Source organism: Microbacterium sp. Root1433D1 (assembly GCF_001426835.1).
Lineage (GTDB): Bacteria > Actinomycetota > Actinomycetes > Actinomycetales > Microbacteriaceae > Microbacterium > Microbacterium maritypicum.
Genome location: NZ_LMFN01000004.1, coordinates 31,908 through 47,894, shown reverse-complemented (window position 1 = coordinate 47,894; position 15,987 = coordinate 31,908). Strand labels below are relative to the sequence as shown.

Below are 15,987 nucleotides of genomic sequence, written 5' to 3'. Positions count from 1 at the left end.
GATCCGCGGGAACCTCCCGACATCCGTGCGGCGATCACCGCACCTCAGGGGCGCGCGAGGGGTTACTCCCTGTCGGCCGCCACCTCGAAGACGTCCGTCGTCTCCTCGGCGGAGGCGGCACGGCGTTCCTCACGGCGGGCCCGTCGCTCGGCACGCTTGGCGATCCGGCGATCCCGGCTGCGCTCCACGAGCGTGTACAGGACCGGCACCAGCACCAGGGTGAGCAGCGTCGATGAGACCAGTCCGCCGATCACCACGATCGCCAACGGCTTCGAGATGAACACGCCACCACCGGTCAGGCCGAGCGACATCGGGACCAGCGCGAACACGGTCGCGGCCGCCGTCATCAGGATCGGACGCAGACGCAGACGCGTTCCGTGCTCCACGGCCTCGTCCAGGCTCGCCCCGGCCACCCGGAGGCGGTTCACGAGGTCCATCAGCACGATGGCGTTCGTCACGACGATGCCGATGAGCATCAGCAGTCCGATCAGCGCCGGAAGCCCCATCGGCGTACCGGTGAGGAGGAGCCCGAGGATCGCACCGGTCGCCGCGAACGGGATCGAGATGAGCAGCACGAGCGGGCCGCGGAAGTTGCGGAACGTCGCCACCATCACCAGCAGCACGAGAACGATGGCCCCCAGCATCGCCAGACCGAGCTGACTGAACGCCTCGTCCTGCTGGGCGGACGCGCCGCCCTGCTCGAACGTGACGCCCGCCGGCAGGTCGGTCTCGGCGATCGCCTCGTCGATCGCCCGGCTGGCCGCCGACAGACCACCCTTCTCCGGCGTGACCGTCAGGGTGACCTGCCGCTCGCCTTCCGCGCGGGTGATGGTCGGAGCGGTGAGCTCTTCCTCGACCGTGGCGATCGCGGCCAGAGGGATCGCGGTGCCCGTGACCTCGGTGGCCGCCTTCTGCTCCGCCTCGGCGGCTTCGGCCTCGACCTGCTGGGCGGCGGCGTCGGTGCGGCTCTGACGCAGGGCCTTGATCTGCTCGTCCGCCGCCTTGATGCCGGACTGCGCGCCTTCGATCGCGCTCTGCAGCGCCGAGAGCTGCTCGGCGCGCTCCGCCTGCGCCTGGAGCACCGCCTCGTCCTCAGGACTCAGCGGGTCTGCGGGGACGATCGGCGCCGCCGACAGCTCCGCGAGCTGCTTGTTCAGGGCGCCGATCTGACCCGCGAGCTCGGCCCGCTGCTTCGTGGCCGTGTTGATCTGCGAGTCGAGTTCTTTCTCGGCCTTTGTCTTGGCCTCCTCGGCCTTGGCCTTGGCCTTGGCCTCGAGTGCGTCGGCGGCGGCCTTCTGCGCCTCTGCCGTCTGCTGGGCCGTGACGGGCAGCATGATCTCGCCGAGCTTGTCGGCGGTTCGTGCCGAGCCCGGCGTGCGCACGACGATGTCGCGCTCCCGACCCTCGTACATGAGGGTGCCGACGGTGGTGCCCGAGAGCGCCTCCTGCACGGCCTTCGCGATCGTGGCCCGGTCGAAGCCGAGGCGCGCGGCCAGCGGCTCGTCGACCTTCACGCGCAGCACCGGCTGCTCGCCCGCGAGCTCGCTCTTCACGGAGCGCACCCCGTCGGCGTCGGCAAGCTGCTTCTCCAGCAGATCGCTCGCGGTCCGCAGCGCGGCCGGGTCGTTGCCCTGGATGGCCAGGGCGATGCCGTCACCGGCACCTGCGAGGGAGGCGTCCTGCGAAGCGAGCTCGATCGTGCCGCTGTCGGCAAGACCGTCCAGCGCCTTCTGCACCTTCGACTCGACCGCGGCGACGTCGGCTCCGTCCTTCACCCGCAGGTCGTAGGTGATCGACGTCGGGGTGCCGGGTGTGGGGACCGGGATCGAGGTGGTGATGTCATCGATCTCCGCGATCTTCCCGAGCGTCTTCTCGACCGGCTCCGCGGCGGCGACCAGGTCGGCCGTGGCCTCCTTCGGGGGCGTCTGCACGACCTGCAGGCTCGCCTGACCCGATGAGCCCAGGAAGTCGGTCTGGATGAACGGCGTCATACCCAGCGTCGCGACGAGCAGCAGGGCCGAGGCGACCAGGGTGATGACCGGGTGTCGACGGGTCGCGTTCAGGGCCGGCATGAACGTGCGCTGCAGGCGGTCGGGAGCCGTATGGATCTCGTCGAGCTCGGACGGCACCTCGTTCTCGTGGGCGAGCGGTGCGTCGTCCGCCGATCCCTCGGACACTGGCTGAGCCGCTTCGGCAACTGCGGCACGGTGCTTCGGAGCCCTGTTGAGGAACCAGGAGGCGAGCACCGGCACGATGGTGAGCGAGACGACGAGAGAGGCGAGAAGGGCGATCGAGACCGTCACCGCGAACGGCCGGAACAGCTGCCCGGCGATTCCGGAGACGAAGGCGATGGGCAGGAAGACCGCGACGGTGGTGAGCGTCGAGGCGGTGATGGCACCGGCGACCTGGCGCACCGACGCGACGATGCCGTCGATGGTGAGCGGTCCGTCGCCGCGTCGTCTCGAGATGTTCTCGATCACCACGATGGAGTCGTCGACGACACGTCCGATGGCGATCGTGAGCGCGCCGAGGGTCAGGATGTTGAGGGTGTTGCCGCTCCACCACAGGCCCACGAGCGTGATCAGCAGCGACAGCGGGATCGACACGGCAGCGATGACCGTCGAGCGCCACGAGCGCAGGAACGCGAGGATCACGAGCACGGCGAAGAGCAGGCCCAGCCCGCCCTCGACGGAGAGGTCGTGGATCGACTGCTCGATGTAGGGCGCCTGGTCGAAGATCGTCACGAACTCGGCCTTGACGATCGGGGCGAGCCGGTCGAGCTCGGCGTTCACGCCGTGCGAGATGTCGACCACGTTGGCTCCCTGCGACGGGATGATCTGGAGCGTGAGCGACGGGTTGCCGTTGACCCGTGAGATGGTCTGCGCCGGCACCGTCTCGATCGAGACGTCGGCGAATTCGGCGACCGTGACGGCTCCCTCGGGCGTGGGTACAGGAAGGGCCTGGATGTCTTCGAGAGTGGCGAGTCGCGACCCCACGGTGATCGACAGAGGCCCCTCGGCGGAATCCGCCTGCCCTGCCGGAAGCGCGGCGCCGTGCGCCTCGAGGATCGGGCCGAGCGTCGAGGGCTCGACCTTGAGCCGCGTGACATCCGCGGGGCGGAGATCGATCGTGATGCGCTGCGTCTCCTGGCCCGCGAGCTCGACGGCGCGCACACCCGGTACGCCCTTGAGCGCCGGGACGACGGTCTGCTGCAGAGCATCGCCGAACTTCTCCTGGTCGCCGCTGGTGCCCGCGCTGAGGACCATCGCGGGCAGATCACCGGCACCGCCCGACGCCACCTGGACCTCTGTGCCCGAGGGGAAGCTCGGCTTCAACGACTCGGTCGCACTGCGGATCGTGCGCAGGGTCTCCTCGTCGTTCTCCCCGAACGACCACTCGACGAGGATCTGCGCACCCCCGCTGGAGGTGGTGGACGTGACGCTCGTCACGCCGGGCACGGCGCGGACGGCCTGCTCGACGGGCTCGGTCACGCTGCTCGCCATCTCTTCGGGCGCGAGACCCTGCGACTGCGCCGAGATGAACGCCATGGGCGCCTGCAACGACGGCATCAGCTCCTGCTTGAGCGAGCCCATCGAGATCAGGCCGAGAGCGACGATCGCCAGTGTCGCGAGCGACAGGATCAGGCGGTTCTTGAGACTGCTGCGTGTGAGGAACGACATGGAGCGATGAGGTGCTTTCGGCTGGGTCGCAGCGGCGGGCGAAGTGGCACGCGCGCGACGCGGAAGCCGCCTGTGATCACTCGACTCACGTCGCCCCGTGCCGAATCCTGTGGGTCCGGCTCAGCGCGACGAGAGGCGACTGAGCTCCGGCGACACGATCGACGATTCGAGCCTGCCGGGTCGCGCGCGCCGGGGCATCCTCCCGCAGGGTGATCCTCGTCCCCCCGCGGGAGGACTCGGGCGCCCTGGGCGCATGGGAGGCGGCCGTGTGCGGAACCGCTGCGGCCACTCTCGCCGCCGCAGCGCTCGACTCGGCAGCGCTCGACTCGGCAGCGCTCGACTCGGCCACCACTGCCCCGTTCGCGGTCGATTCGGCCTCGAACGGCCTCGCTGTGCACGATCTGACCCAAAAGTCGTAGTCCGAGGCGCGAAAACACTGGCCGAAAGTTCTCAGGGTTTCGGCGTAATGACTGGGCCCTCACCTTCGTCTCTTCACTGTGAGGGTTGTCCGGCCGAAAGGGGGCCGGGCTTTGCGAGGGGTGAGGGAATCGTGAGTGGTCGAAGTCGAGTGGATCGACTCTTCGAAGAGTTGGAGGTCGAGTGCGGCACGAGTGTGCAGTGCATCCTGGAACGAGCGTCCGCCCTGCTGAGGCTGGACATCGAGGTCGAGGTGCTGAACGAGGAGGAATGGAACGCGGTCCCGCGCTTCGTTCTCCTCGACGGTGACCGGGCGAGGATCCCGGTCCGCCGGGCCGATCCTCAGTGGTTCCGCCTGCACGTGGTGATCCACGAGCTCGCGCATCTGCTGTGCGGACATGCGCGTTGCGAGAGCCTGCCCATGACTTTCGACCAGCTTCGAAAGCCCGCGCAGGCCTGTGTTCTGGCGGGAGTGGGCGGGGGTGCCGGATCCGCCGCGTTCGCCGATTCTCCGCAGGAGGCGGATCAGCAGGCGGATCAGGAGGCCGAGGCGGAAGCACTCGCGCACCGACTGGGCTCATTCGTCGTCGTCCCGCAGTTCGCCTCCGCCGAGGCCGGCTGAGGCTGCGGCCGTACGGTTCCGATCAGCGCGCGAGTGCGTGCTCCGCGTCGAACACGATCAGCGGGCGGTCGCTGCCAGGGCGTGACAGCACCTCGGCGTCGACGCGCCAAACGCGGGCGATGAGCTCGCGCGTCAGCACGCTCTGCGGGGAACCTGCGGCCTGCACGTGGCCGTCGGCGATCACTACGACCCGGTCGGCGAAGGCCGCGGCGTGGTTGAGGTCGTGGAGCGCGGCCAGCGCCGTCATGCCGTCGCGCGCGAGGACGTCGAGAAGGACGAGTGCGCCCGGATGTCGAGGTGGTTCGTCGGTTCGTCGCACAGCAGCAAGGTCGACCTCTGGGCCAGGGCCCGCGCGAGGTTCACCCTCTGGCACTCACGGCCGGACAGGGTCGCCGCATCACGATCCGCGAACTCGAGTGCACCGGCGCGGAGCATCGCCGCATCGGTGGCCGCCGACCGCGTCATCGGCCCGATCGCCTGGACTATCTACGCGACGCCGTCGATCGCGTATCAGTACGTACTTCGGGGCGGATGGAGAGGGAGCCTTCGATGGTTTGGTGATGCGTGGCCCACAACCCATCCTTAGCGTTCGCTTCTGACATGGCCTCTGTTGCATCGGGAAGCCGTGAAGTAGCATCGCTCATCATGGAGCGCTATGGAAAATGGAATCTGCTGGGGGCGGCCGCTTTCTTGAGCGTTGGTATCTTCTCGCTCGTCAAGGGTGTGGGACCGGAGTGGTACTCGTACGTCACTGTGGTCGTCGCGTTCCTCGCATCTGCGGCGTGGATTTTTCGCTTTGTCTATGAGGTGCGCAAGAGCAAGACTGAGGAGTCTTCAGATCGCGCCCCCAGCACCTAAACCCACTGGACGGACGGTGCGTGATTTGGTCGTCGTGTTCAGGGGATCGCCGTGGCGATCATGGTAGAGCCTGCTCCGTCAATCGATCGAAGTCATATCCGCGTCAAGGCGATGCTCGTCGCGCCGAACGTGAAAGGGACCGCGCATGCGGTCAGCGTCAATGCCGCGACCGCGGAGAATCCGGGCGGGTATCACCGCCTCATCGGCGGCAGCGTCGAGGTCGGCGAGACCCACATCGATGCGGTCCGGCGCGAGGTGCGCGAGGAGCTGTCGGCGACGATCCAGGATCTGAGCTACCTCGGGGTGGTGGAGAACATCTTCCACCTGGACGGGGACGTCGGACACGAGATCGTCTTCGTGTACACCGGACGCCTCGATCCGGAACCCGCAGCGGAGGGCGCGACGCTCACGGAGAGCGACGGGGCGGTGGTTCCCGTCGTCTGGCGCAGCTTCGACGACGCCGCCGAGGTGCTGCCCCTCTATCCCGCCGGGGTCATGGGGCTCTTCGCTCAGCGGTAGATCTCGCGGCGATGCCCTGCGGCGAGAACGAGCACGACCAGACGATCGTCCTCGATGTCGTAGATCACCCGATAGTCGCCCACGCGGACGCGCCACGCGCCATCGCTGTTGGCGAGCATCTTCGCCGCGGGCGGTCGTGGTTCTTCGGACAGGAGTTCGATCGCCGCCTGCACGCGACGTCGGGCCTGCGGATCCAGCTTTCGCAACTGCCGCTGTGCCGGCGCAGCGATGTCGATCCGATAGCTCACACGAGCCCCAGTTCCGCCTTCACTTCCTCCCACGGCACGGGGAGCGATTCGGTTTCCGCAGCTTCGCGGCGTGCTGCCACGGCGGCGGCAGCGTCCTCGGCGTCCTCGGCGATCTCGCGAAGTCGATCGAATTCATCCGCGTCGACGATGGCCACGACGCGACGCCCACGGCGGGACAGGAACACGGGCTCGTGCGTGAGGTGGGCACGATCGACGAGCGCGCCGAGTTGACGCTTGGCATCGGAGACGGGCAACACATCAGTCATGGGCTAATGGTACCAAACGATCAAATCGATCGTTTGGTAGCTCGGCCTCAAGGAGAAGTCGCGCCGGAAGATCCTGCTCGCCGCGATGCAGGGCCGCCCCGCCGACCTCGCCGAGGCGACGACCTCGCGCTTCGCATCCAGTCCGTTCTTCCTGTGGAGGGCCGCATCGTGAGCCGGTACATGATGAACAAGTTCATCCGCGCCGTCGAGATGAGCACCGCGAACGTGAACGCCTACGTCGCCGACACCGAGGGTTTCGTCGATGGCTGGCTCGCCGGGGGAGCGGGCCCCGATGCGGCTGCCGACGACCGGGTGCTGACCCCCGAGGAGCGCACTGCTTTCGTGGAACGCGACTACGGGGCGCTGTACGGTCTCGGCGCGCACCCCTATCTGCTCTGGCACTTCACCGAAGCGGTCTACGAGCACGAGTACACCGAGGGTTCCGGATGGCGGGAACTCGTGGAGCGCTACCGCGCCGCGATCATCCCGCACGGCGAGGTCGACGACATCCCCTGATCCTGCCTCACCGCGTGCACCGGGTGCCCCCGATTCCCGGCGCGGGTTCGCGGGACCAGCTGCGCACCGGTTTCGCGGGACGTCTGTCGGGAGGATCCGGCCGCGCGCGGTCCGGGCGGGCACTTGCTCCCTGCATCCGTCCGAACTCCCGACAGGCGGACCGCCGGGTGCTTCCGCGCGGGCGCGACGGATGCCCCGTGGGTGGGGTTTCCACGGGGCATCCGCCCGATCTGCGCCGGCGTCGCACGACGGGGTGAGCGGGGGGCTACGACCTCGTCGATGTGTGGGGTGGACGCAGCGGCGCACCGGCGGTGCGGGTCTCCTCCCCCGAGGACGGCCGCACCACCGGCGTCATCGCTACGCCGTCAGGCGACGTCGCAGGAGTCCCGCACCTCCGAGGAGGAGCAGGACGGCGGCGAGTGCGACCAGTCCGACCGACGACGTGCCGCCGGTCATCGCGAGTCCTGAAGCCTGACCGGTCGTCGCCGCGCCAGAGGCGAAGGCGGCTGCGGTCGTGCGGACAGGGGTCGTGCCGGGGTCGGTCCCCGGGTTCGTGCCCGGGTTCGTGCCCGGGTTCGTTCCCGGGTTCGTGCCGGGGTCGGTGCCGGGGTCGGTCCCCGGGTTCGTCCCGGTGCCGGGGTCGGTCACCGTCGCCTCGCCGACCACGGAGATGGCGTTGCCGCCCAGCGTGATCGGAAGGCTGATCGGCAGCGCCAGCTGGGTGCCGCCGAGGATGCTGTCAGCTCCCGTGGTGGTGCTGCCTCCGGTCGCGGGTGCGGCCGGAGCGGTGGAGGCACCGGTACCGGTGCGGGTGACGGTGGCGTCGTCGAGCAGCGAGATCGCGTTGCCGGTCACGCCGATGGGAGCGGTGACGGGCGCGGTGATCTGGGTGCCGCCGAGGACGCTGTCGGTGCCGGTGGTGGTGTTGCCTCCGGTGGCCGGGGTGACCGCTGCGGGGGTGGTGCCTCCGGTGCGGGTGACGGTGGCGTCGTCGATCAGCGAGATCGCGTTGCCCGACACCGTGACAGGTGCCGTGATGGGCGCCGTGACCTGCGTGCCGCCGAGGATCGCGTCGTCACCCGAGGTCGCCGCCGAGGTGGCGGGAGCGGTGGAGCCGCTCGGACCGGCAGCGCCGGTACTCGTCGACCGCGCGTCGTCCAGAAGCGAGATCGCGTTGCCCGACACCGTGATCGGTGCCGTGATGGGCGCCGTGACCTGCGTGCCACTGCCGATGCCGTCGTCGCCGGACGTCGTGGCGTCCACCGGGGCGGAGGATGCCGGTGCTGCGGCGCCCTGCCCGGTCGGCGCGGTGCTCTCGCTGTCGCCGAGCAGCGACACGGCGTTTCCCGTGACGGTGATGGGTGCGTTGACCGCGAGCAGCGCCTGGGTGCCCGAGAGCACTCCGTCCAGGCCGTTCGTGGTCACCAGAGGCGCCTCGGCCGGGGTCCCGGCCTGGGGAGCCGGGCTCTGGGGAGTCGCGGCCGGGGCGACGGTCGTCGACGTGTCGAGTACGCTCACCGCGTTGTTCGCCACGGTGACCGGGAGGTTCACGGTGACAGCCGCCTGGGTGCCGGATGCCGTACCGGAAGCGCCGTTGGTCTCGACGGCGACAGGCGCCGGGGCCGGAGCGGGTGCGGGAGCCGGTGCTGCGGCGGGTGCCGGAGCCGGAGCGGGTGCCGGAGCCGGTGCTGCGGCGGGAGCCGTGGACACGGCGTCGCCCAGCACTGAGATCGCGTTGTTCACGACCGAGATCGGTGCGGTGATCGCCGTCTCCACCTGTGTGCCGGAGAGAAGTCCGTCGTCCCCGGTCGTCTCGGCCGCGTTCGCGGCCGTCGCGCCGAGAAGCGTGACGCCTCCGGCGATGAGCGCGCCCCAGAGGGCCCGCTTGATGAATGTACGCATGGTCTTTCTCCTGACTGGATCGTTCGTCTGAAGGGTGCGCGCGATCAGAGTGCGCGCGCAGCACTGCTTCTGTCGTTCCCGGGGGAACGACGTGACGAACCGTCAGTCAGGAGAGACGTCGGTGTCGGCGACCGGCGACGAAGGAAGCTCGTCGTCGGAGGCCCCGGATGTCCGCTCACCAGCACGGAGCGGAGAAGAGTTCGCGTCGCTGAGGCGCGCGGGAGAGGCGCCGCTTCCTCCGCCGGAACCGGCGGAGGACGACGCGGGAACCGTGCTGCCCGGCGGGCTCGACGGCGGCGGGTCGGCGGGCACACGAGTGGTGTCGTCGCCGGCGCCGGTGGCGCCGTCCGCGGCGGAGAGCACGCTCGGAGGCGGGGATCCGGCCGGGGGCAGAGCTGTCGACGTGACCGGGGGTATCGTCGCGATGTCCTCCGCGATGATCACGGTCGGGGTCGTCGTCACCGCAGGCTCGGTGATGCTCTCCGGCCCCTCGCCGGGTTCGGGCGAGGTCGGGTCGAGGGCCTCGAGCACGGGAGGAATGGTCTCATTCGTGACGTTCCCGAGAAGTGCGGTGGTGTCATCGACCACGCCGACCACGTCGCCCACCGCGGAGATCAGGCCGAGGTCGGAGGCGAGCCCGCCGACCACCGGGATGCCGGAGACCGTGTCGAGAATCGGATCGGTGATCTGGGAGACCGGTGCGCCGGTCAGTACGTCGGTGACCGGCGCGACGACCGCCGTCGTGGTCTCCGTCACGGCATGGACCACGGGAGCGACCGCCGGCCCGACGACCGGAGCGTTCACGACCGGCGCGGTCACGGTGGTGACGACGGCCGGGACGGCCTGCTGCACGGGGGCGACCACCTGTGTGACCACGGGAGCGACGACCTCTGTGACGATGGGTGCCACGGGGGCCGTGACGGCCGACACCGTGTTGCTGACCAGCGAGGTGAGCCCGTCGAGCGGCCCGTCTTCCTGGTCGTCCGCATGCGCGGATCCGCCCGAGAGGAGGACGGTGAGCGTCGCCCAGGCGAGCACGCCGATGCCACCCCAGAAGACGACGGCAGGTGTGCCGCGTCGGGTGGCCCGAACGTCCACGTCAACCTCCCCCTCAGAAGGTGATCTCGTGTGCCTCCCCCTCAGAAAGCCACGAATCTCGACGGAGCTGCGTCGATTGGAGGCGACGATACTCGCGGCCGCACGATCTGTCTAGGGGGTTCTCCGCGCGTTTCCGGGGATGTCGGGGTGTGACGCGCCCGGAGAAATCTCGGCTTGACTTTCCCCAGGTTCTACACATCCCATCCCCGAAGAGGGCAACCTTCAACGCCCGATTTAAACTGATTTTCATCCACAGGCTGGGGAAAGGGTAAACGCCAGATCAGGGCAGATAAAAAAGTTTGCTTTCCCACTCCTCCACGGGGTTATCCACACCCGTTGTGCACAGACACTCCGACTTTGTCCGCACGCTTTCCACATGGTTATCCACAGGCCGTGTTGCATGTGGAAAGAGTCGCTCGTAGCGTGGGCGAGCGACCGAATGTCGGAGGCACCTGTTTTGCTGTTCAGGGTGGCGTGAGGGCCGAGATCCATACAGGCCCCGCCGTCGAGGCGTCTCCTCGGAACATCGCATCGGAAACGTCGCATCGAAGGGAAGACTGTGTCGATCGCTGACATCTCAGAGGAGCGCATGGGCGCGAAGCGCGCGCCCGAGCGCACGCCTCCCCACGACCTCCTCGCCGAGCAGAGCGCGCTGGGCGGAATGCTCCTGTCGAAGGATGCGGTCGCCGATGTGATCGAGACGCTCAAGGGCGCCGACTTCTACATCCCCAAGCACGAGCTGATCTTCGAGGCCATCCTCTCGCTGTACTCGCACGGCGAGCCCACCGACGTGGTCGCCGTCACCGATGAGCTCATCAAGACGGGCGAGCTCGGCCGTGCCGGCGGTGCCGACTACCTGCACACCCTGACCTCGATCGTGCCCACGGCCGCGAACGCCGGCTACTACGCCGGCATCGTCTCGGAGCGCGCGATCCTGCGCCGGCTCGTCGACGCCGGCACCCGCATCGTGCAGCTCGGCTATGCCGGTGAGGGCGACGCGACCGACATCGTCAACAACGCCCAGGCCGAGATCTACTCGATCACCGGATCCGAGACCGCCGAAGACTACGTCCCCCTGCAGATCGCCGTCGATGCCGCCCTCGAGGAGATCGAGGCCGCCAGCGGTCGCGACGGATCAATGACCGGCGTTCCGACCGGCTTCAAGGAGCTCGACGAGCTCACGAACGGCCTGCACGGCGGTCAGATGATCGTCGTCGCCGCTCGACCCGCCATGGGTAAGTCCACGCTCGCGCTCGACTTCGCCCGCTCGGCATCCATCGGCCACAACCTCCCCTCCGTCTTCTTCTCGCTCGAGATGGGCAAGAGCGAGATCGCGATGCGTCTGCTCAGCGCCGAGGGTGCGATCCCTCTGCAGAACATGCGAAAGGGAAACCTCGACCCGCGCGACTGGACCACCGTCGCCGCGACCCGAGGCCGCATCAACGACGCCCCGCTCTACATCGACGACAGCCCGAACATGACGCTCGTCGAGATCCGTGCCAAGTGCCGTCGACTCAAGCAGCGCGAGGGCCTGCGCATGGTCATCATCGACTACCTGCAGCTCATGACATCGGGCAAGCGCGTCGAGTCGCGTCAGCAGGAGGTCTCGGAGTTCTCGCGAAGCCTCAAGCTCATCGCCAAGGAGCTGCAGGTTCCGGTCATCGCCCTCTCGCAACTGAACCGTGGTCCCGAGCAGCGCACCGACAAGAAGCCCGCGATCAGCGACCTGCGAGAGTCCGGCTCGATCGAGCAGGACGCCGACATGGTCATCCTGCTGCACCGCGACTCGGTCTACGACAAGGACGTGCGTCCGGGCGAGGCCGACCTCATCGTCGCCAAGCACCGTAACGGACCTACCGCGACGATCACTGTCGCGTTCCAGGGGCACTACTCGCGCTTCATGGACATGGCCCCCGGCGGCGACTTCAACTGAGTGTAGGGTCCAGCTGAGTATGGCGGATTCCACGCTTAGCTGGTGGCGACATGGCGGGCCTTCGGCCAACTGCATCCTGGACCTGGGGACAGAACGAGATTGCACTGGCCTGTCCAGGCAGGCTGGTAGGGGGAGAGGTCCCAAGCAGTCGCGGAACTGACGCGGAGCTCTTTCCTCCGGTCGTCGTCGAGTGGTCAAGCCTGCCCAGTCGACGGAGAAGCCGACTTCGGTGATCGCGAGGGATCCCGGGGTTCGGAACCGCGTCTCCGCGACGAAGGCGAGCGTACCTTCGGATCCGACGATGAGGTGTTCGAGGATGCGCACGGGCTCGCCGGTATCGGGTCGGCCAGCCGTTGACCGACCGCAGTTCACGGCTCACCGGCACCTCTCGGCCCCAGAGATCAGGTGTCACCTATCCGTGACGCAGACCCTCTCGGTTCCTGCGTCACCGGGTCGAGGCTTCAGGTCTTGTGCTCCTGCCGGGACAGAACCGCATCATTCCGCTGGTTCCGCCTGCTACTCTGCTAAAGTTGCGGGTCATTTTGCCTGTGACGGGGGTTCGCAAGTGCGTGCCGACCGTGCGTTGGGCTTCTGGGGAAGCTGTCTCGGTACGGATCGCACTGCGATGTCATGCCGGCCCAAAGTTGGCATCAGATCACTGGGGAAGTAGAACATGGGGAAAAAGCTCGTCCTTCGGCGCGCCCGCAAGACGGCCGTCGGCGTGGTCGCCGGGGCATTGATCCTGACCGGAATGGTCTCATTCGGTGCCGGAGGGGCGGCTGCGGAGGTCTCTCCTTCCTTGCCGCCGCTGCTGCAACGTGACGACAACGTCGTCACCTCGGATCCGATTCCGACGGTGCAGATCGACAACGGCTATGTGTGGGCGCAGACCACCATCGGCTCCACCGTCTACGCTGTCGGCAAATTCGACAACGCCCGCGAGCCCAAGGCAAAGCCTGGCACCGCGCTCACAGCACGGTCGAACGTGCTCGCCTACGACATCAACACCGGGGCCCTGCTGCCGTTCGCGCCCACGGTGAACGGCGTCATCAAGGCAGTCACCGCGTCACCGGATGGCAGCAGGATCTACATCGGCGGCTCATTCAACAAGGTCAACGGCAAGGACCGCTGGAACATTGCGGCGATCGACGCGAAAACTGGCGAGCTGGTCCCCGGATTCATCCCCGCCATCGGCGGATCTGGCGTGTATGCACTGACGGCTTCCGGGACGTCCGTCTACGCCGGCGGGCTCTTCACTCAGGCCAACGGCACGGCGCGAAAGAACCTCACCGCGTTTGACGCGTCGAACGGCAAGCTCATGCCCTGGGCCCCCAGGACCGATCTGCAGGTGGATGCAATGGTGATGGACCCCGCGGGGAGAGACGTCATCATCGGTGGACGGTTCTCGCAGATCAACGGCAACACCGAGATGCGCGGGAGCGGGGCTGTGGATAAGACCACAGGAGTGCTGAACACGGCCTGGGAGCTGGCCAAGACGGTGAAGAATGGCGCCGGCAGCGGCACCTACGCCGGAAAGGCCGGGACCTTCGGCCTCACGACCGATGCTACTGGCGTGTACGGCACCGGCTGGGGCTATGCCGATGCTGCCACGGGCCAGCTCGAAGGCACCTTCGCCGCTGAGGCCGGCACCGGCAAGGTCCGTTGGATCGCAGACTGCATCGGCGACCACTACGGCGTCTACTCCACCGGCAAGGTCGTCTACACGACCAGCCACACACATGACTGCAGGACGATGGGCCTCCATCCAGAGCAGACTCCGCGCGTGCACCGCTACTCCGAGGCGTATACAGCGGATGCCCGGGGCGTCCTGGGACACCGGACGGGAGGCCGCAAGGACTGGGGCGGCTCGCCCGCACCGTCCGCCTACAACTGGACTCCGGACTGGGCCGTCGGTCTGACCACCGGCATGGGTCAGGCTGGTCTCTCGATCACGGGCACGGGCAACATGATCTCGATCGGGGGCGAGTTCCGCTCCGTCAACAACGGCCAGTTCGAAGGACTCGTCCGCTTCTCGACCACGCCTCCGGGCGGCGCGAAGGATGGCCCCCGGCTTTCGGGTGAAAACTGGGTGGGCATGGCGACCCGCAACGCGGACGACCCGAGCCGGGTCACAGTCTCCTTGCCCACCAACTGGGACCGAGACGACCTGACCCTGACTTACGAGCTCTATCGATCGGGGACGACGACCCCCGTGGCGACGGCCAAGGCCGACGCCACCTGGTGGATCCGACCGAACGTCGACCTCGTCGACACGACTGCGCCCGCCGGAGAGCTGCAGTACACTGTCGTCGCGCGAGACAGCAACGGCAACACCGCGACCAGCGGGATCGCCGTCGCGGGGACCACGGATCTTGCCCTCAAGTCGCTCACGAACGCCAATAGCACCATACTCAACCAGGCGTCCATTTACCCCTACCAAGGGCAACCCGTCTACATGGACAACCAGAGCTACCACCACTATGCAACGATTGAAAATCGGGGCAATCAGGCGATTCCGGCGGGCTCGACGATCACCTTGCGGTATCCAACCGGGACGGGGGTCCAGGTGGTCAACAGCACCAAGGTCAGCGAGGTGAAATCCAACTCCTCGGGAGTCACCCTTGGCTCGGTGACGGCAGTAACCCCCGGGGCGCTGGTAAACGGTGTCTTCACGCGAACATTCGCTATCAACGCGCCTATACCCGCAGGGTCCGTTTTCTCCTTGGTGCTGGAAATCGGAATCCTCAACAAGGACCCGGGGCTCTACCCACACAACTTCGTCGAGGGCGTGGTCACTCAGCCCGCGGGGACGGGAGACGCCAATCCAGAGAACAACAGTCTCGCTCCGACCGCACGCTACGCGATCGCCGGTTCGTAGTAGGACGCCGCGGGTCGCAACTCATGTTGCGACCCGCGGCCTGCGTCCGCTGCGGCTGGACAAAGGGGTGCCATACGGGGGTGGGGGCGGGGCAGTGCCTCGCGTGCGTCCTATCATCGGGGGAAGAGTCCCGAGATAGCCTTTCCACGCGTTGCGAGCGCCCCGCTCCGCGGCGGGCCGGTCGTGAGATGGGGCGTCGTCGCTCCCGGCACCATCGCCGACGACTTCGTTTCGACTCTGCACGCGAACACCGATCAGAGAACGACAGTTGTTGCTTCACGGAGCCCGGAACGTGCTGCCGCGTTCGCTGCGAAGCACGGCATCCCGACGGTCCGCCTCTCCTACGAGGCGCTTGTTTCGGATCCTTCCGTAGACATCGTGTATGTTGCGGCACCGCACAGCGAGCATCAGATCTTGCGAGGCGCCGGCTGCTTCGTCAGCACGCCTGGGGCTCGCTCCAGCGATGCACCGCGACGATCTCGGGCGGCGTGCGAATAGGATCTCGCTATCTTGAGTGGAAACCTGATCGCCGGGGTCACGCCATTTGCCCTGATTCTCGGTAGCGAGCGCCATCTCGATCGAGAACCTACACGATCGCGGTCCAGCGCCTCACAGCGCGGCCGGAACCAGTGCCACGAAGTCGACGGGGTCGGAATCCTGTCGGTTCACGTCGGCCCGGAGCCACTCGACCGCGTCGTACAGATCGTCGCCGATGCGTGCCAGCGAGTCGAAGCGCGTGGTGTGGAAGATCGGCAGTTCGCCGTCGTGGCTCCGGCTGCCGGTGTCCCAGGCGAGATAGTCGCCGTTCTCACTCATGGCGAACACCACCGGGCGGTCTGCAAGCTCCCAGGAGCCGTCGGGCTCGATCTTCCAGTTGTAGCCCTCGGTCCGACCTTCGCGGAAGTCCGGGCGTAGTCGGTCGGTCAGATGCCCGCCTCGGCCCACCACGCCGTCGCCGAACCCCGAGGGAACAGGGGGGGTAAACGAGCCAGAGCCCGTGCAGGCGTCCCCAGCCGAACGTGCGGACGAACGAGAGGTACGAGGGCGGAA

Annotated in this window: 16 protein-coding genes; 8 read left to right on the top strand and 8 right to left on the bottom strand. The window is 67.7% G+C overall.

Going from position 1 to position 15,987, the window contains the following annotated elements:
- Positions 1-62 precede the first annotated feature (62 nt).
- Positions 63-3,680 (bottom strand): efflux RND transporter permease subunit, encoded by a 3,618-nt coding sequence (locus ASD13_RS15870; RefSeq protein WP_055871381.1) that lies wholly within the window; start codon positions 3,678-3,680, stop codon positions 63-65.
- 209 nt (positions 3,681-3,889) lie between these two features.
- Here ASD13_RS15870 and ASD13_RS17455 point away from each other — a divergent pair, with 209 nt between their 5' ends.
- Positions 3,890-4,099, top strand: a complete 210-nt coding sequence (locus ASD13_RS17455; protein WP_127483271.1) for a hypothetical protein — start codon at positions 3,890-3,892, stop codon at positions 4,097-4,099.
- 149 nt (positions 4,100-4,248) lie between these two features.
- Positions 4,249-4,719 (top strand): hypothetical protein, encoded by a 471-nt coding sequence (locus ASD13_RS15865; RefSeq protein WP_055871379.1) that lies wholly within the window; start codon positions 4,249-4,251, stop codon positions 4,717-4,719.
- A 22-nt stretch (positions 4,720-4,741) separates the two neighbouring features.
- On the opposite strand, the gene ASD13_RS17450 is transcribed toward ASD13_RS15865, so the two are convergent.
- Positions 4,742-5,038 carry an ABC transporter ATP-binding protein gene (locus ASD13_RS17450; protein WP_162246303.1) on the bottom strand — a complete coding sequence of 99 codons (297 nt, stop codon included), beginning with the start codon at positions 5,036-5,038 and terminating at the stop codon, positions 4,742-4,744.
- The gene (locus tag ASD13_RS17840) at positions 4,963-5,154 is read right to left on the bottom strand and encodes an ATP-binding cassette domain-containing protein (RefSeq protein ID WP_442922332.1); all 192 of its coding nucleotides are present in this window, start codon (positions 5,152-5,154) and stop codon (positions 4,963-4,965) included. Before ASD13_RS17840 ends, ASD13_RS17450 begins: the two co-directional genes overlap by 76 nt.
- Positions 5,155-5,319: 165 nt before the next feature.
- Here ASD13_RS17840 and ASD13_RS15850 point away from each other — a divergent pair, with 165 nt between their 5' ends.
- Both ASD13_RS15850 and ASD13_RS15845 read left to right on the top strand, forming a co-directional pair.
- Positions 5,320-5,577 (top strand): hypothetical protein, encoded by a 258-nt coding sequence (locus tag ASD13_RS15850; protein ID WP_157535662.1) that lies wholly within the window; start codon positions 5,320-5,322, stop codon positions 5,575-5,577.
- Between the two features lie 60 nt (positions 5,578-5,637).
- Positions 5,638-6,096 carry an NUDIX hydrolase gene (locus ASD13_RS15845; protein ID WP_235562673.1) on the top strand — a complete coding sequence of 153 codons (459 nt, stop codon included), beginning with the start codon at positions 5,638-5,640 and terminating at the stop codon, positions 6,094-6,096.
- Here the strand turns inward: ASD13_RS15845 and ASD13_RS15840 are convergent.
- Both ASD13_RS15840 and ASD13_RS15835 read right to left on the bottom strand, forming a co-directional pair.
- Positions 6,087-6,344 carry a type II toxin-antitoxin system RelE family toxin gene (locus tag ASD13_RS15840; RefSeq protein ID WP_055871362.1) on the bottom strand — a complete coding sequence of 86 codons (258 nt, stop codon included), beginning with the start codon at positions 6,342-6,344 and terminating at the stop codon, positions 6,087-6,089. The genes ASD13_RS15845 and ASD13_RS15840 overlap by 10 nt on opposite strands.
- Positions 6,341-6,610, bottom strand: coding sequence for a type II toxin-antitoxin system Phd/YefM family antitoxin (locus tag ASD13_RS15835; protein ID WP_055871358.1), 270 nt, complete (start codon positions 6,608-6,610; stop codon positions 6,341-6,343). The genes ASD13_RS15840 and ASD13_RS15835 overlap by 4 nt, the downstream gene beginning before the upstream one ends.
- A 168-nt stretch (positions 6,611-6,778) precedes the next feature.
- On the opposite strand from ASD13_RS15835, the gene ASD13_RS15830 reads away from it, so the two are divergent.
- A complete protein-coding gene (locus tag ASD13_RS15830; protein ID WP_157535661.1) occupies positions 6,779-7,126 on the top strand; it encodes a hypothetical protein in 348 nt (115 codons plus the stop codon).
- Between the two features lie 357 nt (positions 7,127-7,483).
- Here the strand turns inward: ASD13_RS15830 and ASD13_RS17760 are convergent, their stop codons facing one another.
- Together ASD13_RS17760 and ASD13_RS15820 are read right to left on the bottom strand one after the other, a co-directional pair.
- A complete protein-coding gene (locus tag ASD13_RS17760) occupies positions 7,484-9,028 on the bottom strand; it encodes a chaplin family protein (protein ID WP_055871351.1) in 1,545 nt (514 codons plus the stop codon).
- Positions 9,029-9,130: 102 nt separating this feature from the next.
- The gene (locus ASD13_RS15820; protein WP_055871348.1) at positions 9,131-10,126 is read right to left on the bottom strand and encodes a hypothetical protein; all 996 of its coding nucleotides are present in this window, start codon (positions 10,124-10,126) and stop codon (positions 9,131-9,133) included.
- A gap of 559 nt (positions 10,127-10,685) precedes the next feature.
- On the opposite strand from ASD13_RS15820, the gene dnaB reads away from it, so the two are divergent.
- The 3 genes from dnaB (at position 10,686) to ASD13_RS17285 (ending at position 15,435) form a co-directional block, all read left to right on the top strand.
- Positions 10,686-12,059 (top strand): replicative DNA helicase, encoded by a 1,374-nt coding sequence (gene dnaB, locus ASD13_RS15815; protein WP_082524306.1) that lies wholly within the window; start codon positions 10,686-10,688, stop codon positions 12,057-12,059.
- A gap of 673 nt (positions 12,060-12,732) precedes the next feature.
- The gene (locus tag ASD13_RS15810; protein ID WP_235562643.1) at positions 12,733-14,937 is read left to right on the top strand and encodes a PQQ-like beta-propeller repeat protein; all 2,205 of its coding nucleotides are present in this window, start codon (positions 12,733-12,735) and stop codon (positions 14,935-14,937) included.
- A 183-nt stretch (positions 14,938-15,120) separates the two neighbouring features.
- Complete coding sequence (locus tag ASD13_RS17285; RefSeq protein ID WP_235562641.1) at positions 15,121-15,435, top strand: Gfo/Idh/MocA family oxidoreductase; 315 nt, start codon at positions 15,121-15,123, stop codon at positions 15,433-15,435.
- A 111-nt stretch (positions 15,436-15,546) separates the two neighbouring features.
- Here the strand turns inward: ASD13_RS17285 and ASD13_RS15805 are convergent, their stop codons facing one another.
- Positions 15,547-15,885 (bottom strand): hypothetical protein, encoded by a 339-nt coding sequence (locus tag ASD13_RS15805; RefSeq protein WP_157535660.1) that lies wholly within the window; start codon positions 15,883-15,885, stop codon positions 15,547-15,549.
- Positions 15,886-15,987 lie beyond the last annotated feature (102 nt).